A 22501-nucleotide genomic window follows, 5' to 3' on the forward strand; every position below is an offset into this window, starting at 1 on the left:
CTGTTTCCCTTGAGACTGAGGAGGCGATGCGCCTCTCGTGGCAATGCCCGCGCTTTGGCACAGGGCGCTGTGGCTTGAAACCCCTTCCCGCATCAAAGCCCCTTTGCAATGAACCGCGCCTGCGCCTATCTCGGCCCATGTGAGCCTTCCCAGTATTCCCAGGCAGCGCGCCGTGCTCGATCGGCGCAAACTCGTCGCCGCGATCGATGAGGTCGTGGCCGAGAAGGGCGTGACCGAAGGACGTCAGGCGATTGTCGACGAATTGCGCGCTGCGCTGGACGCTGGCCGCGCCGAACTGGCGCGCAGGCTGGAGGAAAAGCCGGGTTCGGGCCACGAAAGCGCCTACGGCCATGCCTTCCTGACCGACCAGCTCATACGCATCGTGCACGATCACGTGATCGACGACGTCTACCCGGTCGCCAACCGTTCCAGTGGGGAGCGGCTCGCGCTGATTGCCGTGGGCGGTTACGGGCGCGGCGAGATGTGCCCCCATTCCGATGTCGACATCGCCTTCGTCACGCCGGACAAGCCGACATCGTGGTGCGAGCAGGTGATCGAGGCGATCCTCTATTACCTGTGGGATCTCAGCCTGACGGTCGGCCATTCCAGCCGTTCGCTGAACGAGGTCGTGCGCATGGCCAAGGAAGACCTGACCATCCGCACAGCCTTGCTGGAAGGCCGTTTCCTGTGGGGCGACCAGGACGTTTACGAGGCCGCCAGCCGCCGCTTCTGGGCCGAAGTGGTGCCCGGCACCGAAGCCCAGTTCGTGTCCGAGAAACTGGCCGAGCGCGATGCCCGGCACAAGCGCATGGGCGACAGCCGCTACGTCGTCGAACCCAATGTGAAGGACGGCAAGGGCGGCCTGCGCGACCTGCAAACGCTCTACTGGATCGGCAAGTACACCCACCGCGTAAAAAGCGCGCGCGAGCTGGTGGACAAGGGCCTCTTCACGCAGAAGGAATATCGCAGCTTCCGCCGCGCGGAGGGTTTCCTGCTGGCCGTGCGCGCCCACCTGCACACCATTGCGAAACGCGGCGAGGACCGGCTGACCTTCGACCTGCAACGCGAAGTCGCGGCGCGGATGAATTACGCAGACCGCCCCGGCAAGAGCGCGGTCGAACGCTTCATGCAATTCTACTTCCTGCAGGTGAAGCACGTGGGCCACCTGACCGGCGTGTTCCTTTCCCATATCGAGGAAGAGACGCAGGAACGCAGCATCATCAGCGAGTTCTTCTCCGCACTGAAACCGGCGAAGACGATCGATGGCTATCCGGTGCAAGTCGGCAAGATCGCCGCCCCGTCGGACGACTGGTTCGAACAGGACCCGGTGCGCCTGCTGGAAGTGTTCGCCATTGCCGAGCGCGAGGGGCTGGAAGTCCACCCGGCCACCATCCGCATCGCCCGGCGCGATTCCGGCCTGATCGACGCCAAGGTGCGCAGGGACAAGCGCGCGAACGAGCTGTTCCTCGAAATCCTGAGCGGCCACCGCGACCCCGAAACCGTGCTGCGCTGGTTGAACGAGGCGGGCGTGTTCGGCCGCTTCGTGCCCGATTTCGGCAAGGTCAACGCGCAGATGCAGTTCGACATGTACCACCACTACACGGTGGACGAGCATACCATCCGCGCCATCGGCCTGCTCAGGGAGATCGAGCGCGGCAAGCTGAAGGACGACCATCCGCTCGCCACCGAGATGGTGCCGCTTATCAAGAACCGGCGGGCGCTCTACGTCTCGGTGCTGCTGCACGATATCGCCAAGGGCCGCGGCGGCGATCATTCGGTGCTGGGCGCCGACGTGGCGCGCAAGGTCTGCCCGCGCTTCGGGCTGGACGCGGAAGAGACCGAACTGGTCGCCTGGCTGGTGCGCTATCACCTGCTGATGAGCGCAACCGCCTTCAAGCGCGACCTTTCCGATCCCAAGACCATCGGCGATTTCGTGGCCGAGGTGCAGAACTTGGAACGGCTGCGGCTGCTGACCGTGCTGACCATCGTCGATATCCGCGCCGTGGGACCGGGCATCTGGAACAGCTGGAAACGACAGTTGATCGGCGACCTCTACGAAAGCAGCGTCGAACGACTGCGCCTGGGCCACAAGGCGCACGGGCGCGAGGAGCGTGTGAACGCCAAGAAGGAAGCCGTTGCCGAAATGCTTGGCGACAAGGGCTACCTCGTCGAAGCGCTCGATAACCGCTTCGACGATGCCTACTGGATCGCCGAACCCGAGGACGTGATCGCTATCAACCTGCCGCATTACGAGGCCGCGCGCGATGCCGAGCACGCCCTTTCCATCCATGCACAGTTCTACGAGGCGCTGGGTGCGACGCTGGTGACCGTCATAGGGGAGGATCACCCAGGCCTGTTCTTCCGCATCGCGGGTGCCATCCACCTGGCTGGCGGCAACATCATCGACGCGCGCATCCACACGAACCGAGTGGGCAAGGCGGTCGACAATTTCCTCGTACTGGATCCGCTGGGCAAGCCGTTCAGCGAAGAACAGCAACTGGTCCGGCTCAAGAAGGCCATCGAGGACGCGCTGGCGAACAAGATCGACATGGTGCCGCGCCTTGCCAAGCGTCCGCTGAAGCAGAGCCGGGCGGAGAATTTCCGCGTCGCTCCGCAGGTGTTGTTCGATAACGATGCCTCGAACCGCTTTACCGTGATCGAGGTGAACGCGACGGATCGGCCCGCGTTGCTCAACCGCCTGACCCGCGCCATGTTCGAAGCCAGCCTGATCATCAATTCCGCGCACATCACCCAGTACGGGGAGCGCGCGGTGGACACTTTCTACGTGACCGACCTGCTGGGCGGGAAGATCGTCAACGAGGAACGGCTGGAAAAGGTCAAGCGCGCCCTTCTCGACGCGATCGCCGCGGGCGAGCCGGAAACGGCGGAAGCCGCCTGATCGCCCGCCTTACTGCAGGCGCGATACGCCGATATAGCCGCGCTGCCCTTCAAAGGTCATGCGGAAACCACCCAGGCCGCTGCGGCTGATGTTGGCTTCCCACCCCGGTCGCACGTCACGGCGCATGTTGGAATTGGACGTCTCGCGCCAGATCTGCCCGTTCGCCAGCAGCACGACCTGCCTGCGGGCTGCATCCTGGAACACCTCGACCACGGCGGAATTGACCTCGCGTTCTTCCTCGCGCCGTTCCTCTTCCTCGATCCGCGCCAGTTCCTCGGCCTGCACGGGATCGCTTTCAGCCACTTCCTCGCGGCGATCATCGCGCTGGAAGGCGTTGAGGCCGAATTCCTCGCGCTCGCGCTCCTCCGCGCGGGCCGCCGCTTCGGCCTCTGCCGCCGCGCGCGCGGCGATCACCTCGCGCTGCTCGGCGTAGGTCGCATCGAAACAGGCAAGGCGCGCGGCGTCGTCCGTCGTGGCCGCGCAATCGGCGTAGGGATCGTCGGCCTGCGCAAGGGCGGGACCGGAAACGACAGCGGCGAGCGACAGACTGGCTGCGGTGGCGAGGCGGATGATCATGGCGGGCGTCCCGGTTCGATTGGTTACAGGTGTGACTTGCCGCTTCGACGGCCCCTGCGTCAACTCCTGTTGAGCGGTCAGCCCCGTTCGCCGAACAGCGCCGTGCCCACGCGCACGCGGGTCGCGCCCAGCATGATGGCGGTGGGGAAATCGCCGCTCATGCCCATCGATCGGCCTTCGAGGCCGTGTTCGTCGGCAATCTTGGCCATCAGGGCGAAATAGGGTGCGGGTTCGATCCCGAGCGGCGGCACGCACATCAGGCCGGCAATCGGGATATCCGCTTCGCGCGCCTGCTCCAGCAGGGCGGGCAGATCGGCGATGGCGCAGCCGCCCTTCTGCTCCTCCTCGCCGATATCCACCTGCACGAAACACGGTACGCGCCTGCCGGTCTTGTCGAAGGCCTTGGCAAGCGCTTTCACCAGGCTGGGCCGATCGAGCGAGTGGATGCAATCGAACAGGGCGACGGCGTCCTCGGCCTTGTTGGATTGCAATTGCCCGACGAGGTGGAGCTGGACGTCCGGATAGTCCTCGCGCAGGGCGGGCCACTTCTCCTGCGCTTCCTGCACGCGGTTCTCGCCGAACACGCGCTGGCCCGCTTCCAGCAGCGGGCGGATCGCGTCGGCGGAGTGCGTCTTGCTGACGGCGACCAGCGTCACTTCCTCGGGCTTGCGTCGGGCGATGGCGCAGGTCTTGTCGATCTTGGCCTGCACTTCTGCCAGGCGTTCTGTGGCGCTTTTGCTCATAGGCGCGCTATAGCGCGGGGATGAACGGTTTCCAGTCCCTGCCGAACCTGTGGCTGCTTTCGGACGCGCGCAACGATGCCGTGCTGGAGGCGCGGCTGGGCGAATTCAGGGAGCCGGTGGGTTTGGTCTACCGCCACTACCACCTGCCTCCGGCGGAGCGGCTGGCCCGGTTCGAGACGCTGGCACGCATTGCGCGGCGCAGGGGCCACCTCATTATCTTGTCCGACAGCACCCTGACCGCGCGCGAATGGGGCGCCCACGGCGTCTACGGCGCGCCGCTGTCGATCTATCCGGCGCGGGCAGACATGATCACCATCGCCACGGTCCACGACATGCGCGAGATGGCACAGGCCAACCGCATCGGTGCAGACGCGATCATGCTCTCGCCGGTCTTCCCCACCCGCTCCCACCCCGGCGGCAAGGTGCTGGGCCCGGCAAGGTTTCGCACGCTCGCAAGCCATGCGCAGATGCCCGTCATCGCGCTGGGCGGAATGACCCGCGAAAGAGCGCGCCATCTCAACTGGCCGAGCTGGGCAGCCATAGACGGCCTCTCGTAAACGGCCCAGAGGGCCGCAAGGGCGAACGCCCGCCCGGACCGGCCCCGCAGCGAAGCGGAGGGAACAGCCGGGAGGACGAACCCGCGGACGCGGGTTCATGAGACAAACAATTTGACCCCGGAGTCCCGCTATGGGATTCTGCCGACCGGGACGCATCATTAGGGGATCGACCATGGCCAGCAGGGCCGCCAAACCGAATGCAGACTGGCGCGCCGCTTTCCGCCGGTCGCTGGCGCGCAGCGCGCAACTGACGGGCGCGGTGGTGCTGTTCGCCTTCACGGCGTTCCTCGCCATATCGCTGGTCAGTTACAGCCAGACCGATCCCTCGCTTTCCACCGCCGCGGGCGACACCATCGAGAACTGGATGGGCGCGCCCGGCGCATTCGCCGCCGACCTGGCGCTGACGGCTTTCGGCTGGGTCTCCGTGCTGCTCCTGCCGCTCACCTATGCCTTTGCGCGCAAGCTGTGGCGTGATGCCGACGAGGACGAACGCTGGGGCGGTACGTGGTGGCGCACCGTGGGCGTGCTGCTGGTGGCCATGGTGCTGCTCGCCACGGCATTCTCGCTGGTGACGGACGCACGCCAGCACAGCTGGCCTGCCGGGTTCGGCGGGCTTGCCGGGCTGCTGGGCGAAAGCGCGCTGGAAGCTCTGGCGGGATTGCTGCCTGAAGGCGGGCGGTTCTGGGGCATCCTCGCAGGCGGGCTTGCCTGCCTTGGCGGGGGTGCGCTGCTGGCGGGCCGCGTGTTCGCGGTGGACTGGGCCGGACTGCTGACCATGCCGGACTGGGGCCGCTTCCTCCCGCGCCTCTCCAGATCGGACAATCCGTTCAAGCCTGACGAACCAAAACGGCAAAAGTCTCGGCGTGCGAAAGCCCGGCCTGAGGCCGACGACGATACCGATTCCGCCCCTGCGGTGGAGCGCCGCCCGGTCGAGATCGCCGATCCCGCCGCGCCGCCGCGCCGGGCCAAGCCATCCACGAAAACGCAGCAGCCCGACATGTTCGCCGACTACGCCCTGCCCAGCATCGACCTGCTGGAAGACGCGGCGATCGACAACGCCCCGCCGGTCGACAAGCTGGCGCTGGAACGCAACGCCCGCCTATTGGAAACCGTGCTCGACGATTTCAACGTCAAGGGCGAGATCACTGCAGTGAAGACCGGCCCGGTCGTCACCATGTACGAACTGGAGCCCGCGCCCGGCATCAAGGCCAGCCGCGTCGTCGGCCTCGCCGAAGACATCGCCCGCAACATGAGCGCGATCAGCGCCCGTGTCGCGCCGATTCCGGGCAAGACCGTCATGGGCATCGAACTGCCCAATGCCAACCGCCAGACCGTCAGCTTCAAGGAACTGTGCGAAAGCGAGTCTTTCGTCGATGCCAAGGGCAACCTGCCGATCATCCTGGGCAAGGGCATTTCCGGCGATCCCATCGTCGCGGACCTTGCCGCCATGCCGCACCTGCTGGTGGCCGGCACCACCGGCTCGGGCAAGTCGGTGGGTCTCAACGCCATCCTGCTGAGCCTGCTCTACAAGTTCACGCCTGCCGAGTGCCGCCTGATCTTGATCGATCCCAAGGTGCTGGAGCTCAAGAGCTACGACGACATTCCCCACCTCCTCGCGCCCGTGGTGACGGAGCCGCACAAGTCTGTCCGCAGCCTCAAGTGGGCGGTGGAGGAGATGGAGAAGCGTTACCGGATGATGAGCGAGATCGGCGCACGCAACCTCCACGGCTTCAACGAACGCGTCGCCGCTGCCGCCGCCAAGGGCAAACCGCTGAAGCGCACCGTGCAGACCGGGTACGACCCCGAAACCGGCGAGGCCATCGTGGAAGAGGCCGAACTCGATTACGAAGTGTTGCCGCAGATCGTGCTGATCGTCGACGAGCTGGCCGATCTCATGGTGGTGGTCGGCAAGGAGATCGAAGTGCTGATCCAGCGCCTTTCGCAGAAATCGCGCGCGGCGGGCATCCACCTCATCATGGCGACGCAGCGCCCCTCGGTCGACGTGATTACCGGCGTCATCAAGGCGAACCTTCCCACCCGTATCAGCTTCAACGTCACCAGCCGCATCGACAGCCGCACGATCCTGGGCGAACAGGGCGCGGAGCAGCTGCTGGGCAAGGGCGACATGCTCTACAAGCCGAACACCGGCGCGATAAAGCGCGTGCACGGCCCCTTCGTGTCCGACGAGGAAGTGGAGAAGGTGGCCGATCACTGGCGTGCGCAGGGCGAACCGGCCTACGTCGATTCGGTTACCGAGGAGCCGGAAGACGGCGGCTTCAACTTCGAGGACGAATTCACCGCCAGCGACAACCCCGAAGAGCGCAAGTATCGCCAGGCGTGCCAGATCGTGATCGAGAACCAGAAGGCGTCCGGCTCCTGGCTGCAACGCCAGATGGGCGTCGGCTACAACACCGCCGCCAAGTGGATCGAGCGGATGGAAGGCGAAGGACTGGTCGGCCCCGCCAACCACGTGGGCCGACGCGAGATCTTCCGCGACCGGGATGGCAACCCGATCTGATTGCCTCCCTCAGGATAAGTAACCGATCTGGTTTTACGTCTCGGAAGTGCGCCAACGTACCGATCAAAACCTTTCGCGTTAGGGTTAGCAAAGTCTAAACCATTGCCTGCGTAATTCCCCTCCCATGCAGGGGAAATCGTCTTTTTGCGCCGTGTTGCGCCTCGCCGCCGTCGCTTTCGCCATGCTGGGGGCGGGCCTTTCCGTGCCCTCCGCCGCGCAGGACGACGATGGCTGGGAACTCGATCCCTTCGCCCGTGTCGAGGCGGGCGTCGTCACCTCCGAAAGCAGCGACCGCGAGGACGAGCTCATCATCGTCGGCGACGGCGGCTACCTGCGCGGACAGGTGGGCGTGGAACTGAAGGACGAGCGCACCACTTTCCGCCTGGAGGCAGACCGCATCCAGGTGGAACGCTTCGGCAATGCCACGGGCCGCGAGCGTTACGACCGCGACCGGTTCACAGCCTCGGTCGAACAGGAGTTCGGCGAGGACTGGGCCGTGCGCCTGCAGGGCCGCGTCTACGATGACCTCGTTACCGTGGAAAGCCCCGACACCGACGAGGTCCAGGTCTCCGTCCGCATCGAATACCAGCCCGTCCTCGAGCACCGCGTGCGCGCCACCGTCACCTGGCGGGACCGCGAATATGCCGACACCGCCGGCCCCGGCGGCACCGCGTCCGAAGGCGAGGGCCTGCGCGTCGATGTCGAATATCGCCACCGTATCGGCCGCTATCACTACGTGAACGTGGACCTGCGCGCCGAGGAAATCGATTCCGACAACCCGGACCGAGCCTACACCCGCGAATCCGCGTCGCTGTCCTACACCCACCCGATCACGGACGACCTGCGCGTGCGCCCGGCAATCGAAGTGCGGCATACCGAGTTCGAGGGCCGCATGACCCCCGGCGGCACCCCGCGCGACGACACGCAGTTCGTGCCGGAGGTCGAATTCCTGTGGTGGCCGGGCGACTGGCGGATCGAGGCGGAGGCGAAATACATCGTCAGCACCTCCAACGATCCCCTCCGCGAGCGTGAGGGATACCGGCTGAGCCTGTCCATCGGTTATGTTTTCTAGCAAGATCGCATTCCTCAGCCGGGCGTGGGAGCGCGCTACGCCGCAGGTGCGCCGCCCCGCCTATATCGGCATGGCGGTGTTCGCCGTGCTGGGCGCGCTTGCGCTCTGGGGCATCAGCAACACGCGCAACCCGCTGTCCATGCCATCGGCGCTGGGCGGCATCGCCGTGTCGCAGGCGATCTGGGGCCTTAAACCCTCGAACCTGCTGATGGTACTTCCCATCGGCAGCTTCCTGGTGGAGCTGGCGCGCAGTTTCATCGGGATGAAGGCGTTCGGCCTGTTCACGCCCATGCTGATCGCCCTCGCCTTTCTGCAAATCGGCCCGGTGTTCGGCCCCATCGTGCTGTGCACCGCGGTCGCCATCGGCATGGCGGTGGCCCCGTCACTGCTGAAACTGCGGATGACCCGCGTGGGCTTTCTCGGCGTGCTGATCTCGCTGGTGGTGTTCGTCCTGGCCGCGCTCCAGGGCATTCTCGACACCAACCTGCAGGTGGACGCCATGCCCGTGGTCGTCACCGCGCTGGTGGTGGAACGCTGGTGGCGCCAGTGGGAGAAGGACGGCTATTTCGAAGCCGCGCACATCGCTTTCAACACCATGATGCTGGCGCTGGTGATCCAGTTCGTGATGGTGAGCGAGATCGCGCTGCGCCTGATCGAGGTCTCCCCGCTGCTGCTGCCGGGTTTTGCTGCCATCGCCATCACGATCCTGGGCCGGTATCGCGGCCTGCGCATGACCGAGATCGGGCGGTTCTTCCCCATCTGGTACGAAGGCTGGATGAAGCGCATGGGCAAGGATGTGGCGCCCGCCCCGGTCGAGGAAGTGGAACAGATCCTCGCCGCCCGCGCCGAAATCGACAAGCCGCACGACGAGGATGAGAAGGAGATGGAGGTCCAACTCTCGGTCTTCCCGTCCCGGCCGCCCCCACCGGGGCGTCCCCTCGTCGTCAGGTCGCTGACCGACAGGCGCGCAAACCCGCCGGAGATCGACAGGCGCGCCGCGCCTCCGCGGATGCAGGCGAAGCCGCCTGCGCCGGAATTGCCGGATGTGGCCGCTGCTCGCGTGGCAACGCCGGAGCCGCGTCACCACGACGGCGGCATTGCCGCAAACGATAGCACGGATGAACCCGCAGAATTGCCCCCCGGTCGCCTGACAGCGTTCGACTGGGACCGCGTCCGCGCCGAAATTTCCGCCACACAGCCAGGATTGCCAGATGTTCAACCCGATGAACCTGCTGACGCGCCGCTCCCGCCCTATGACCGATCCGCCGGCAGACGCGATGATGGCGGCAGCATCGCCGCTCTCTTCGCCCGACGCCACGAGATCGGACGACTCTTCGAGCCTGCCCTCCTCGGCTTCCTCGACTCTGGTGGTGGACGAGATATTGGGCATCAATCTGCGCAACGCGATCATCGCCAAGTACAATCCGCGCCACGCGATCGAGCGGGCGCGCGACAAGGTGGCGGCCGAGGTGGCGCTGGTGGAGCACGGCGTCAAAACCTCCGGCACCATAGCCGTGGTCTCCGGCTATGGTCAGCTTAGCAGCTTCGATCCGGAGAAAATCCTGCCCGATGCCTGGGCAATCAAGCCCGCGCGCGGATCGCAGGGCGACGGCATCCTGCTGGCGGTGCGCAAGGAAGGCCGCAACTGGCTGAAGGGATCGGGCAAGCCGATCACGCCCGACGACGTGCAGAACCACGTTCGCCGCATCGTGGACGGGCAGTTTTCGGGCGATGCGGCGTCGGACGATGCCGCGCTGATCGAACCGCTGATCCGCGCCGACCCGGCCTTCGCCTTCCTCGTGGACGACGGCCTGCCCGACGTGCGCGTGATCTGCCGCGGCACGTTCCCGCTGATGGCGATGGCGCGCTTCCCCACCAACGAATCGGACGGCAAGGCGAACCTGCACCAAGGCGGCATCGGCGCGGGCGTGAACCTGGAGACAGGCGTGATCTTCCGCGCCAAGCAGGGCAAGAAGGTCATCACCCATCATCCCGACACCGGCCAGCAGCTGATCGGTTTCAAGATCCCGCACTGGAAGGACGTGCTCGATATCGCCGCCCACTCCGGCCCCGCCGTGGGGCTGGGCTATTGCGGGGTGGATATCGTGCACGACGTCAACGAGGGGCCTATGGTGATCGAGGTGAACGCCCACCCCGGCATCGAAATCCAGAACACCACGCTGCAAGGGCTGCGCGGCAGGCTGATCGCGGCGGGCGAGGATTGCTAGGCCGGCCACGCAGCCGTTGATTTCGTCCGCACAAGTGGCATTCTTCCCGCAAGAACGGGAGAGAGACAGAAAAATGCCCAGCAAGTACGAACGCGAAGTCTATGCCTGCATGGACCCATCCATCGCCCTGCACGACAGCCTCGATAATCCGCTGCACAAGGCGATCCTGAAGAATTATTGCCGCCATGTTCACCTGGAAGGCGCGGCCATGTTCGAGGAGATCACCGCGCCCGACATGATGGCGGACGACCCCGTCTATCACGTGTGCTGGGGTGATAATCCCACGCAGGTTCACGGCAAGCAGGGCGTGTTCGATTTCTACTCCGCCATCGGCGACATCGTGCTGTGGAACAGCGGCGACAAGGTGGCCGTGGCCGACTGGGGCATCGCCGACGAGATGTGGTTCCACCAGATGAGCACCGGAGAGGAACTGGCGAAGATCGGCGTGAAGGCGGAAAAGGCAGACGGGCTCTATCTCGTCTCCAGCCGCCAGGCCTTCATCTGGCCCTACGACGATAACGCGCTGCTGAAAGGCGAGCACCTATATGAAGACAAGTCGACCCTGAAGATCGAGGAGATCGACAAGGCGGAATACATGACGCCCGAGCGCGTGCGCGAAATCCACCGCGAATGCCTCGCCGAACTGGAGGAGCGCTGGGGCCAGAACTACTGGGTCTACAAGCGGGAGACGGTAGCGGCGTAGCCTAGGCCGCTTCGGCGTCCTCGCGCTTGGCGATCTTGTGGTCTTCCTCGGTCAGCCCGCTTTTCCAGTAGCTGGAGATATAGAGGCTGTCCGGCCCCAGCCCGTGTTCGCCGCGAAGGTAGGCGCGTAGCTGCTTCATCGAAGAGAACTCGCAGGCCGCCCAGGCATAGACCTCGCCTTGCGGCCACGGCACCTCGCGCAGCGCGTCGGCCAGCAGGTCGGGCCGGGTGCCGGGCTGCGGACTGACCAGCCAGCGGATCTCCACGCCCTCGGGCGCATCGATATCCTGCCTGTCCGCCTCGTCCTGCACTTCCAGCAGTGCCACGCCTTTCGCATCGCGCGGCAGCGCCTCGAGGTTGACCGATATCGCGGGAAGCGCGGTCATGTCGCCAGCAATCAGGTAGAAGTCGCGGTCCTCCGGAAGGGGCTTGGCCGGGCCGGGGCCGCCGAGGTCGATCACCGTTCCGGGCCCGGCCGCCAGCGCCCAGTCGGTGGCTGGGCCGTGGCTTCCGTCGGGCGTTTCGTGGAGCACGAAATCAACGTCGATCTCGCCATCGCGCTGGGCGCGGATGGTGTAGGTCCGCACCACCGGCTTGTCCTTGCCCGGCAGCGGATCGAGGCGCAGCTTCACGTATCCGCCCTGCTGACCTTCGGGATAGTCCGCCATCCCCTCCCCGCCCAGAGTCACGCGCAGCATCGAGGGCGTTACCTTGCGCGTGGCGGTGACGGTCATGGTGCGGGGGGCGGGTCTGGAGGCCATGCTGGTTCCTTATTGCGATCTATTCGCAAAAGACTTGGCCACCCCCGCAGGTGATTGCAACCCCCGCTTCGTCAACTTTCCTGCGGCATCCGGCATTCGTAGCTGCTGGCCACACCCTCGCCGCCACCGGTATAGTGCGCATAGGACGGGTGCGGGCACAGCGGCATCTGCGCATCGCTGTCGGCGCGGGTGGCGGTGACAGCGCCGGGCGCCTCGCCGCCTTCCACCCAGTCCACCATCGGGCCGAGCAGGTCGAAATTGCTGAAGGCGTTGCCGCCGGAGCAGTGCATCATCCCCGGCACCATGTAGAAGCGCGCGGCATCGTCCCACGCCTCTGCCCCGTTCGCCGCGCGGGCGCGCTGGTAATAGTCCCAGGTGTCGAAGGCGGAAAACCACGGGTCGGACACGCCGTGGAAGAACATCAGCTTGGACCCGCGCCCGAGATAGGTCGAAAGGTTCGTCCAGTAGGCGGTGTCGGTCAGCCGCCCGACCGCATCCCAGCGGACCTCGTGCATCCGTCCATCGATATCGATGTCGCGCGCCGTGCTCGCCGGACCGAGCGGGCCGCCCTGTCCGCGTGGCAGGAACCCCGGAAGGCCCGGCCCGGCGTAGGTAATGCCGGTGTCCCACGGATAAGGCACGTAGGTATCGCGCCCGTCGGCCAGTTGCGGAGAGGCCATGCCGCGCTGCATCGCGTCGAGGCGATCGGGCGCAATGCAGCCATCGCTCTCTCCGGCTTCGCATTGCAGGACGGTGGGATCGAAAGCGCGGCACGCCTCGACATTGGCGATGATACCGTCCGCCGCCCCGTCGCGGGCATCGCACTGGCGCACCAGTTCGCTCTCCACCAGCGCCAGTTCGGCGGGGGTGAAGCCCGCCGGTTCCTCGGCTCCGGCAGGAAGCGTGGCGTTCAGCAGCACCTGCGCGTGCTCCATCGCCAGGTTCGAATGGCCGGGCCGCATGGCAGGCGCGCCGATCACGATGCCGTCGAACAGTTCGGGATAGCGCTGGCTCGCCAGCATCCCCTCGCGCCCGCCGGTGGAGCAGCCGGTCATGTAGGAATGGTGCGGCGCTTCGTTGTAGAACATCGCCGTCAGCTCGCGGGCCACGTGCGTCACCTGCGGCACCGCAGCCTCGGCGAAATCTAGTGCCGCGCGCTGATCGGCATAGAAGCTGTCGTCGAACACGGGCCCCTTGTGCCCGCTGTCGTGGCTCGCAACGGCAAAGCCCCTCGAAAGCGCAGGCGTGCGCGCGGCTGCTACGGGGCCGACAGCGGGGTTCACGCTGCCGTTCAACCCTCCACCGCCCTGCAACAGGAAGCGTCCGTTCCATTCTGCCGGCAGGCGGAGTTCGAAGCCGATGCCGAATTCGACGCCGCCGACACCCTGCCGCCGGTCGATCACGCCGCTGACCTTGCAGTGGGCGGGCAGCATCATGCCGGGCTGACCGAACTGGCCGGGCATCATGCCCGCTTCCTCGAACGTGGCGCTGGCTTCGCTCACGTTATCGAGGCGCGCCACCTCGCCAGCGAAACGATCGCATCGCTGTGCGCTGCCCGCGCCATCCTGCGACGCGGCAGGCCCGGTGGCGACAAAGGCAGCAACAACGGCGGCAAGGCCGACACCTGCAAGAACACTTACGCGCATGAACTCGGTCCCCTCTTCCTCTGGCCAATGACGCTAGCGGCTAACAATCGCTGGATAAATGCCTTTTGCCGCCTAGTCCGAATCGTATCGGCTCCCTACCCTCGGGCCAATGGGACTTCGCTCGTGAATACGGACATCGAGATCGGAAAGGACGCGCACGGCACCCCGGTGCTGGTGGACGTGGAGGAACTGCTCGCCACGCGCCTGCTGGTGCAGGGCAATTCGGGCAGCGGCAAGTCGCACCTTCTGCGCCGCCTGCTGGAACAGAGCGCGGGCCTCGTGCAGCAGGTCATCATCGATTCCGAGGGCGATTTCGTGAGCCTCGCCGACCATTTCGATCACGTGGTGGTGGAAGGCGCGAGCTATTCCCCGCGCGAGATCGAAGCGCTGGCTGGTCGCATCCGGCAGCACCGCGCCTCCGTCGTGCTGGCGCTGGAAGATCTGGAAGTGGAACAGCAGATCCGCTGCGCCGCGCAGTTCCTCACCGCGCTTTTCGATGCCCCGCGCGAACACTGGTTCCCCGCGCTGGTGGTGGTGGACGAGGCGCAGATGTTCGCCCCTGCCGCCGCCGGAGAGATGGCGGAAGACACCCGCCGCATGACGCTGTCCGCCATGACGAACCTGATGTGCCGGGGGCGCAAGCGCGGCCTCGCGGGCATCGTTGCCACGCAGCGGCTGGCGAAGCTGGCGAAGAATGTGGCGGCAGAGGCGTCGAACTTCCTCATGGGCCGCACTTTCCTCGATATCGACATGCAGCGCGCGGCGGACCTTTTGGGCATGGACCGCAAGCAGGCGGAGCGTATCCGCGATCTGCAGCGCGGGCATTTCCTCGGCCTCGGCCCGGCGGTCAGCCGCCGCCCGGTGGCCGTGCACATCGGCGAGGTGAAGACGGGCGGGAAGAACGCCGCCAGCGCGCTCACCCCGCTGCCGCAGGCGGACGCTGCCTCGATGGGCGAACTGCTGCATGCCGACCTGGCGGAGGAAGCGGCGGAAAAGGTGCACCAGCCCCCTCCCCCTCCACCGCCCGCGCCGCCGCCGGTGGAGGAACTGGCGCAGAGCATGGCCTCTCGCGCCGAACCGCAGGAGTCGCTGTCGCACGATGTAGCGACGGGCGATGTCGATTCGGTGCTCGCCGAAATGGCGGCGGAGGACGGCGCGACCTTCCGTCCAGCCAGCACGCTGTTCCGCGACTTTGCCACCCGCTGCCGCCAGCAGGGCGTGGCCAGCGCACATATCGACATGCCCACCTTCCGCCGCCTGTTCGCTTTCGCCAGCGCCGGGGTCGGCCTGCTGGAGGAGAGCCAGCGTGCACGGGTGGAAGCGATGGCGGAAGGCGTGGCAGACGATGTGCTGGCACCATACCTCGCCATCGTGGTGTCCGCCGCGCGCGGATCGGGCACGCCCGACGAGGATCACCTCGCCCGCGTCTACGGCACCGCCTCGCCCGGCCGCATCCGCCGCCTGCTCGAACATCTCGAAAAGACCGGGCTGATCTCGGTGCACGAGGACTTCGGCGGCGAACGCACGATCACCGTGCCCGGCATAGAAGACGTGCTGGTATAATCGACGAGTCCATACCGCCCTGCCTCCCCGCCCGGCCACCGCAAGGTAGTGGCATCCTTGGTGGCCGGGCGGGGAGGCGGGGTGGCAAGGGCACCATGAAAAGGCCTTTCCTACAAGCGGCTTGCGCCGCTCGAATCCCCGGTTAGGCTGCGGAACCGAAACCCCGGCCAGCCACGAGCCGGAGATACGGGAAAAGGGGCCCCAGCATGTATTTCATCAACAAACTCACCCTCTCCGCCGCCGCGCTGATCTTGGCAACGCCGGTCGCCGCGCACGATAACTGGGTGGCGAGCTGGACTGCGTCCCCCCACGCTCCGCTAACCGACGAAGGCCCTTTCGCTGCCCCTTCGTATGACGATGTGACGATCAGCCAGGTGCTGCGCCTCTCCGAAGGCGGGGACCGTCTGCGGGTGCATTTCACCAATCGCTACGGCGACCGTCCGCTGGAAATCGGCGCGGCGCGGATCGTGCTGCTGGATGACGCGGGTAACGAAGTGGCCGGCACCAGCCGTCCGCTCACTTTCGGCGGAGAGTCTGGCGCGGTGATCCCGCGCGGCGCTCCGTTTGTTAGTGACGAGGTCGGGTTGGACACCTCCGATTTCGACAAGGTGAAGGTGGAGTTCTACCTTCCGGAGGAAACCGGCCCCTGCACCTGCCACCTTACCGGGCTGGACACCCTGGCCGTATCGCCATCGGGTAACCACGTGGGCGATAGCTGGGAGCCTGCCTCCACCGCGATGCACCGCGCGTTCCTCTCCGTGGTCGAAGTGGATTCCGACGACGCCCTGGGGACCATCGTCACCTATGGCGATTCCATCACCGATGGCGTCGGCTCGACACCGGGCGAAGATCGCCGCTGGCCCGACGTGCTGGCAGAGCGGCTGGAAGCGGCGGGCCTGGAATATGCGGTCGCCAATGCCGGCATCAGCGGTAACCGCGTGCTCAGCCCCGGCATGGGCGAGAGCGCGCTGGCGCGGCTGGACGAGGACGTGCTGAGCCTGCCGAACGTCACCCACATGATCGTGTTCGTCGGCGTGAACGATATCGGCAACCGCTTCGGCGGGGCGTTCGACAATCCCGATGGCGGGCCGCTGGGCGGTCTTCGGCTGGACCAGCCCGATATCGATGCCGAGCAGATGATCGAAGGCTATCGCCAGATCATCACCCGCGCCCGATCAGAGGGAATCGAAGTCATCGGCTCGCCGATCGGCCCCTACAAGGGCGCTGCCTACTGGAGCGAGGAAGGCGAGGCCGCGCGGCAGGCGGTGAACGACTGGATCGTGAATTCGGGCGAGTTCGATGCCGTCGTGCGGCTCGACCTTGCTTTCGCCGACCCGGACGTTCCGCAGGCGATGCGCGACGGCTATCACATGGGAGACTTCCTGCACGGTTCCGACGCGGGGCTGCGCGCCGTTGGCGAAAGCATCGACCTGACCCTGTTCCAGCCCGACTAGTCCAGCCGGAACGGCATTGCGGCAAAGAGGTTTCATCTGTAACGGCTTGCGGGAACTTTCGAGTCCGCCCCCGGCTTGATCCGAAACCAACTGGAGTTTTCGTCCCATGCGCATCGGCTGTCCCCGCGAGATCAAGAACCGTGAATACCGCGTCGGCCTGACTCCCGAGAGTGCCAAGGAACTCGTCGCCAACGGTCACGAGGTGTGGATGGAAACCGGCGCGGGCGCAGGCATCGGCGCTTATGACGACCAGTACGTCGCCAGCGGCGCGAAGGTGATCGACAAGGTCGAGAACATCTTTGCCGAGTGCGACATGATCGTGAAAGTGAAGGAGCCGCAGCCGGAGGAAATCGCCCGGCTGCGCGAGGGCCAGATCCTCTACACCTACCTCCACCTCGCCCCCGACGCCGCACAGACGGAGGGTCTCGTCAAATCGGGTTGCACCGCGATTGCCTACGAAACCGTCACCGGTCCGCGCGGCGGCCTGCCGCTGCTGAAGCCCATGAGCCAAGTGGCCGGGCGCATGAGCATCCAGGCAGGGGCCAACGCGCTGGAGAAAGTCCACGGCGGTCGCGGCGTGCTGCTGGGCGGCGTGCCGGGCGTGCTGCCGGGCCGGGTGCTGGTGATCGGCGGCGGCGTCGTCGGCTTCAATGCCGCGCAGATGGCGGCGGGCCTTGGCGCGCGCACCGTCATCATGGATCTCGACCCCGAAGTGCTGGAGAAAGTCGGCACCCACTTCGAGGCGCGCGCGAGCACGCGTTTTGCCAGCAAGGCGAACCTCGAACAGGCCGTGGCGCAGGCAGACCTGGTGGTGGGCGCCGTGCTGGTGCCCGGTGCCGCCGCGCCCAAGCTGATCAGCCGCGAGATGCTGAAGACCATGAAGCCCGGCGCGGTGCTGGTGGACGTCGCCATCGACCAGGGCGGCTGTTTCGAGACGAGCAAGCCAACGACGCACGACAACCCGACATACGTCGTGGACGATATCGTGCACTACTGCGTTGCCAACATGCCCGGCGCCGTCAGCCGCACCAGCACCTATGCGCTGAACAATGTTACCCTGCCCCACGCCATCCGCATCGCCAATCTCGGCTGGAAGGAAGCCATGCGCCGCGACGCTCACCTGGCGCAGGGGCTGAACGTCCACGCAGGGTCCGTCACCTATCCGGCAGTCGCCAGCGAGCTGGGCTACGACCTTTTGCCGATCGAAGAGGCGATCGCCTAGCTTTCGGAACTTTCGGGCGGCAGGAACGGCGCGGCGACCTCAGGCGGAACGCGCATCAGTCGCCCGCTGGCCTTGTCCACCATTGCCCATGTCGACTTGGCGCGCACCAGCGCCTTGCCATCGGCATCGCGGAATTCGTAATGCCGGTCGAACCGGGCCCCGCGCGGGCCATCCTTGATGATGGTCTCCCCGGTCACTTCCGCGCCCTCAGTCACGTTGCCGCGATAGTCGATCTCGTGCCGGGTCACGACCCAGACATAGGCATCGCGGTGCTCGGGCAGGGCCTGCGCGTTCCAGTGCGCGACGGACAGGTCCTCCATCCACCGCACCCAGACCGTGTTGTTCACATGCCCGTTCGCATCGATGTGCTCGGGCAACGCGGTGAAAGTCAGCGTGAAGCGGTTGCTCACTCCTCCACGCCAAGCTGCCACAGAATGAAGGCAACTTCCTCCGCCGTTTCGCGCAGGCCTTCCCAGCGGCCGGAGCGACCACCGTGGCCTGCGCCCATATTGGTCTTCAGCAGCAGGATGTTGTCGTCGGTCTTGTACTCGCGCAGCTTGGCGACCCACTTGGCAGGCTCCCAATAGGTGACGCGCGGATCGTTAAGGCCGGCAGTCACCAGCATCGGCGGGTAATCCTGCCGCGTTACCTGGTCGTAGGGAGAATAGCTGAGCAGGTGCGTGAAAGCCGCCTTGCTCTCGATCGGGTTGCCCCATTCGGGCCATTCGCCGGGCGTCAGCGGAAGGCTGTCGTCCAGCATGGTGTTGAGCACGTCGACGAAAGGCACATGCGCCACCACCGCGCCGAACAGCGCCGGGTCCTGGTTCACCACCGCGCCCATCAGCTCGCCACCGGCAGAGCCGCCACTGGCACTGACCATGCCTTCGGAGGTGTAGCCCATCTCGACGAGGCCACGGCCAACGTCGACGAAGTCGTTGAAGGTGTTGGTGCGCTCTTCCATCTTGCCCTGGAGATACCAATTGCGGCCCAGGTCATCGCCGCCACGGATGTGCGCGATGGCGTAGGCCATGCCCCGGTCGACCATGCTGAAACGCGACGTGGAGAAGCCCGGCGGCACGGCGTAGCCATAGGCGCCGTAGGCATAGAGATGGAGCGGCCCGCCCATGGGTCGATCCTTGCGGTAGACGATGGACACCGGCACCATCGCTCCATCACGCGCGCGCACTTCCAGCCGCTCGACGGTGTAGAGCGACGGGTCGAAACCGCTGGGGATTTCCTGCACCTTCAGCGTCTCCAGCTCGCGGCTGGCGACGTGGTAGTCGTAGACGGTGTCGGGCGTGATCAGGCTTTCGTAGGCGAGACGGATGCGGTCCACGTCCCATTCGGGATTGTTCGCCACGCCTGCATCGTAGGCCGCTTCGGGGAAATCGATCGATTCCACGCGCGAAGGATCGTCGTAATAGCGCACCTGCACCTGGTCGAGGCCGTTCAGGCGACCTTCGGTGACGTAGAAATCCTTGAACAGGTCGAAACCGGTCAGGTAGAATTCGTCCGATCCCTCGATCAGCGTCGTCCACTCGCCCGGATCGCTCAGCGGCGCGGTGGCGAGGCGGAAATTGACGTGTTCGTCGTTGGTCCAGATGTAGATCGTGTCGTCGTGGAAATCGGCGGAGTATTCGACGCCCACCTGGCGCGGCTTGATGACGGTCAGTTCGCCCGTGGGATTGTCGAGCGAGGTGAACATCACCTCGCTCGTCTCGTTGTCGCCCGTTGCGATCACCAGCCATTCGCGGTTCGAAGAGATGCCCGGCGACGCGGTGTAGCCCAGCGTTTCCTCGTGGAAGAGTTCCACATCGCTTTCCGCAGGCTGGCCGACGGTGTGGGCAAGAATGCGGTCCACGCGCCAGTTCTCGTTCGCGCGGCCATAGACCAGCACGCTGTCATTCGCGGCCCAGATCAGGCCAGTGTTCACATCCGCGATCCGGTCTTCCAGCAGTTCGCCGGTTTCCAGGTCCTTGATGAAGCCGGTATAGAATTCGCCGCCGGTCGTATCGGTGGAATATGCGAGGTAGCGCCCGTTCTCGCTGACGGAGAAGGCACCGAGGCTGAAATACTCCTGCCCCTCGGCCAGTGCCGGACCGTCGAGGATCAGCTGCGCATCACCCCCTGCTACGGGGCGGCGATAGTACTTGCGATACTGCGCGCCCTCTTCGAATTCGGACCAGTACTCGTATTCGCCGTCACGCTGCGGCACGCTGGCGTCGGCTTCCTTGATGCGCGCGCGCATCTCGGTGAAGAGTTCGTCCACCAACCCGCGCTGGCCGGCCATCTGCGCTTCGAAATAGGCGTTCTCGGCGCGAACGTAGTCGAGCACGTCCTCGTCATCGATGGTGGGATAGCTGTCGTCGCGCAGCCACGCCCAGGGGTCGGACACGGTAATGCCGTGGCGCGTGTAGCTGTATTCCCGCTGTTCCGCGCGAGGCGGCTGGATGCTGGTGTCGTAGTTCAAATCGCTGTCCTGTGCTTTTGCCGGCATCGACGTAGCAACGGCGGCTGCGGCGACAAGGGCGATGTTGCGAAAGATCGACATAGATTGGCGTGCTCCTGGTCCGGCCTGCCGCGCTGCGGGTGGAAACCCGCGCGGCGAAGGCCTATGTCGCGTCGGTAACGCCAAATTGTTTCCTTAGAAACCGGGAATCCGACCAAATGCTGATGCAGACCCATGAAGCCCGCCTCGACGCCCTGCGCAAGGAGCTTGCCCGCCGCGACCTTGATGGCTTCGTGATCCCGATCAGCGACGAGCACCTGAGCGAATACGTGGGCGCCTATGCCCAGCGCCTGGCATGGCTGACGGGCTTCGGCGGCTCTGCCGGAAGCGCGGCCGTCTTGAAAGACAAGGCGGCGATGTTCGTCGATGGCCGCTACACCCTGCAGGTGCGCCAGCAGGTGAGCGGGCAGCTTTACGAGTACAAGAGCGTGCCCGACGATTCGATGGCAGACTGGCTGGCCGAGAACGCCGGAGAGGGCGCCCGCATCGCATACGATCCCTGGCTGCACACGCGCGGCTGGGCCAATGCCGTGGCGAAGAAGCTTGAAGCAGTTGGTGCCGAGCTGGTGCCGGTCGACAGCAACCCGCTGGACGCCGTGTGGGACGACCAGCCCGAACCCTCGCCCGCCCCGGCCTATGTCCAGGACGACAAGCTCGCAGGCCGCTCCAGCGCAGAGAAGCGCAGCGAAATCGCCGAGTGGCTCAAGACAGAAAAGCTCGACGCCGTGGTGATCAGCGCGCTCGATTCGGTCGCCTGGACGCTCAACATCCGCGGCGCGGACGTGGATCATACGCCGGTCGCGCTCTCTTATCTGTTCGTGCAATCGGACGGCACGGCGGACTGGTTCATCGCGCCGGACAAGGTGCCCGCCGAAGTGGCGCAGGCGCTTGGCAATGCCGTGCGCATCCGCCCACGTCACGAATTCTCCGATGCCTTTGCCGAAATGGCGGGCAAGCGCGTCGCCGCCGATCCGCAACGCTCCGTCGCGGCGATCTTCCAGCGGCTCGACGATGTCGGGGCCGAGATCGTGACGAAGGACGATCCCACCGTGCTGCCGAAGGCGATCAAGACGCCCGCAGAGCAGCAGGGTCATCGCGATGCGCAAGCGCGCGACGGCGTGGCGATCACGCAATTCCTCCACTGGCTCTCGGTCGAAGCGCCGCAGGGCAAGGTGGACGAGCTTTCCGCCGCCGCCAAGCTGCACGAACTGCGCAAGGCGAACTCGGACCTGCTGCGCGACCTCTCGTTCGATACCATCAGCGGCGCCGGCCCCAATGGCGCCAGCCCGCACTACCGCGTGGACGAGGAAAGCAACATCCGGCTTGAGCCGAACAGCGTCTACCTCGTCGATTCAGGCGGGCAGTATCCCGACGGCACCACCGATATCACGCGCACCATCTGGGTCGGCCCTGATGCGCCGCCCGCAGAGGTGTGCGACCGCTTCACCCGCGTGCTGAAGGGTCACATCGCTCTCGACATGCAGACCTTCCCGCCCGGCACCCCCGGCTCTGCCCTCGATGCCCTGGCGCGCCAGCACCTGTGGATGGCGGGCGTGGACTATGCCCACGGCACCGGCCACGGCGTCGGCGCGTTCCTGGGCGTGCACGAAGGGCCGCAGCGCATCGCCAAGCCGCGCGGATCGCAGGCGGGGACCGACCAGCCGCTGATGGCGGGCATGATCCTCTCCAACGAGCCCGGCTATTACAAGGCGAACGAATACGGCATCCGCATCGAAAACCTGGTGCTGGTGGAGAAGCGCGAGATTCCGGGCGGCGAAGGCGAATGGCTCGGCTTCGAAACGCTGACTTTCGCGCCGATCGACCGCACGCTGGTCGACCGCAGCCTGCTCAGCCCCGCCGAGCTCGAGTGGTGGAACAGCTATCACGCCAAGGTGCGCGATGTGCTGGCGCCGCAGATGGAAGGCGACGCGCTGGCGTGGCTGGAAGAGGCGTGCAAGCCGCTCTAGGGCGGCCTTGCCGCCGCAATCTGGCGGCGGGATTAACGGGTCTGCCTCAGCGCGACAAACTGCGACAAATCTGTTTTCGCGCGG

17 protein-coding genes are annotated in these 22501 nt (G+C 65.9%); 11 read left to right on the forward strand and 6 right to left on the reverse strand.

Annotation, left to right across the window (positions count from 1 at the left end):
* Positions 1-139: 139 nt before the first annotated feature.
* Positions 140-2899 carry a [protein-PII] uridylyltransferase gene (locus tag ABFX23_RS09880; RefSeq protein ID WP_346032896.1) on the forward strand — a complete coding sequence of 920 codons (2760 nt, stop codon included), beginning with the start codon at positions 140-142 and terminating at the stop codon, positions 2897-2899.
* Positions 2900-2908: 9 nt separating this feature from the next.
* Here the strand turns inward: ABFX23_RS09880 and ABFX23_RS09885 are convergent, their stop codons facing one another.
* Positions 2909-3475, reverse strand: coding sequence for a hypothetical protein (locus ABFX23_RS09885; RefSeq protein ID WP_346032897.1), 567 nt, complete (start codon positions 3473-3475; stop codon positions 2909-2911).
* Positions 3476-3552: 77 nt separating this feature from the next.
* A complete protein-coding gene (locus ABFX23_RS09890) occupies positions 3553-4218 on the reverse strand; it encodes a YggS family pyridoxal phosphate-dependent enzyme (RefSeq protein ID WP_346032898.1) in 666 nt (221 codons plus the stop codon).
* 20 nt (positions 4219-4238) lie between these two features.
* Between ABFX23_RS09890 and ABFX23_RS09895 the strand changes: the two genes are divergently transcribed.
* From ABFX23_RS09895 to ABFX23_RS09920, 6 genes are all read left to right on the forward strand, one after another.
* Positions 4239-4775 carry a thiamine phosphate synthase gene (locus ABFX23_RS09895; protein WP_346032899.1) on the forward strand — a complete coding sequence of 179 codons (537 nt, stop codon included), beginning with the start codon at positions 4239-4241 and terminating at the stop codon, positions 4773-4775.
* A 172-nt stretch (positions 4776-4947) separates the two neighbouring features.
* A complete protein-coding gene (locus ABFX23_RS09900; protein WP_346032900.1) occupies positions 4948-7293 on the forward strand; it encodes an FtsK/SpoIIIE family DNA translocase in 2346 nt (781 codons plus the stop codon).
* A 151-nt stretch (positions 7294-7444) separates the two neighbouring features.
* Complete coding sequence (locus tag ABFX23_RS09905) at positions 7445-8365, forward strand: BamA/TamA family outer membrane protein (RefSeq protein ID WP_346032901.1); 921 nt, start codon at positions 7445-7447, stop codon at positions 8363-8365.
* The gene (locus ABFX23_RS09910) at positions 8355-9905 is read left to right on the forward strand and encodes a 7TM domain-containing protein (RefSeq protein ID WP_346032902.1); all 1551 of its coding nucleotides are present in this window, start codon (positions 8355-8357) and stop codon (positions 9903-9905) included. The genes ABFX23_RS09905 and ABFX23_RS09910 overlap by 11 nt, the downstream gene beginning before the upstream one ends.
* A complete protein-coding gene (locus ABFX23_RS09915) occupies positions 9823-10593 on the forward strand; it encodes a sugar-transfer associated ATP-grasp domain-containing protein (protein WP_346033044.1) in 771 nt (256 codons plus the stop codon). The genes ABFX23_RS09910 and ABFX23_RS09915 overlap by 83 nt, the downstream gene beginning before the upstream one ends.
* Before the next feature lie 73 nt (positions 10594-10666).
* Positions 10667-11296, forward strand: coding sequence for a hypothetical protein (locus ABFX23_RS09920; protein ID WP_346032903.1), 630 nt, complete (start codon positions 10667-10669; stop codon positions 11294-11296).
* A gap of 1 nt (position 11297) precedes the next feature.
* Here the strand turns inward: ABFX23_RS09920 and ABFX23_RS09925 are convergent, their stop codons facing one another.
* Both ABFX23_RS09925 and ABFX23_RS09930 read right to left on the reverse strand, forming a co-directional pair.
* Positions 11298-12056 (reverse strand): siderophore-interacting protein, encoded by a 759-nt coding sequence (locus ABFX23_RS09925; RefSeq protein ID WP_346032904.1) that lies wholly within the window; start codon positions 12054-12056, stop codon positions 11298-11300.
* A 71-nt stretch (positions 12057-12127) separates the two neighbouring features.
* Positions 12128-13702 (reverse strand): tannase/feruloyl esterase family alpha/beta hydrolase, encoded by a 1575-nt coding sequence (locus ABFX23_RS09930; RefSeq protein WP_346032905.1) that lies wholly within the window; start codon positions 13700-13702, stop codon positions 12128-12130.
* 123 nt (positions 13703-13825) lie between these two features.
* Between ABFX23_RS09930 and ABFX23_RS09935 the strand changes: the two genes are divergently transcribed.
* The 3 genes from ABFX23_RS09935 (at position 13826) to ald (ending at position 17941) form a co-directional block, all read left to right on the forward strand.
* Positions 13826-15265 (forward strand): helicase HerA domain-containing protein, encoded by a 1440-nt coding sequence (locus tag ABFX23_RS09935; protein WP_346032906.1) that lies wholly within the window; start codon positions 13826-13828, stop codon positions 15263-15265.
* 206 nt (positions 15266-15471) lie between these two features.
* A complete protein-coding gene (locus tag ABFX23_RS09940) occupies positions 15472-16719 on the forward strand; it encodes an SGNH/GDSL hydrolase family protein (protein WP_346032907.1) in 1248 nt (415 codons plus the stop codon).
* Positions 16720-16825: 106 nt separating this feature from the next.
* On the forward strand, positions 16826-17941 hold the full coding sequence (gene ald, locus ABFX23_RS09945; protein WP_346032908.1) for an alanine dehydrogenase: 1116 nt from the start codon (positions 16826-16828) through the stop codon (positions 17939-17941).
* On the opposite strand, the gene ABFX23_RS09950 is transcribed toward ald, so the two are convergent.
* Positions 17938-18351 carry an acyl-CoA thioesterase gene (locus ABFX23_RS09950; protein WP_346032909.1) on the reverse strand — a complete coding sequence of 138 codons (414 nt, stop codon included), beginning with the start codon at positions 18349-18351 and terminating at the stop codon, positions 17938-17940. The genes ald and ABFX23_RS09950 overlap by 4 nt on opposite strands.
* The gene (locus ABFX23_RS09955; protein ID WP_428831655.1) at positions 18348-20492 is read right to left on the reverse strand and encodes a S9 family peptidase; all 2145 of its coding nucleotides are present in this window, start codon (positions 20490-20492) and stop codon (positions 18348-18350) included. Before ABFX23_RS09955 ends, ABFX23_RS09950 begins: the two co-directional genes overlap by 4 nt.
* 116 nt (positions 20493-20608) lie before the next feature.
* Between ABFX23_RS09955 and ABFX23_RS09960 the strand changes: the two genes are divergently transcribed.
* Positions 20609-22417 carry an aminopeptidase P family protein gene (locus ABFX23_RS09960; RefSeq protein WP_346032910.1) on the forward strand — a complete coding sequence of 603 codons (1809 nt, stop codon included), beginning with the start codon at positions 20609-20611 and terminating at the stop codon, positions 22415-22417.
* Positions 22418-22501 lie beyond the last annotated feature (84 nt).

Origin of the sequence: Erythrobacter westpacificensis (assembly GCF_039542285.1) — a bacterium.
Classification (GTDB): Bacteria; Pseudomonadota; Alphaproteobacteria; order Sphingomonadales; family Sphingomonadaceae; genus Alteraurantiacibacter; species Alteraurantiacibacter westpacificensis.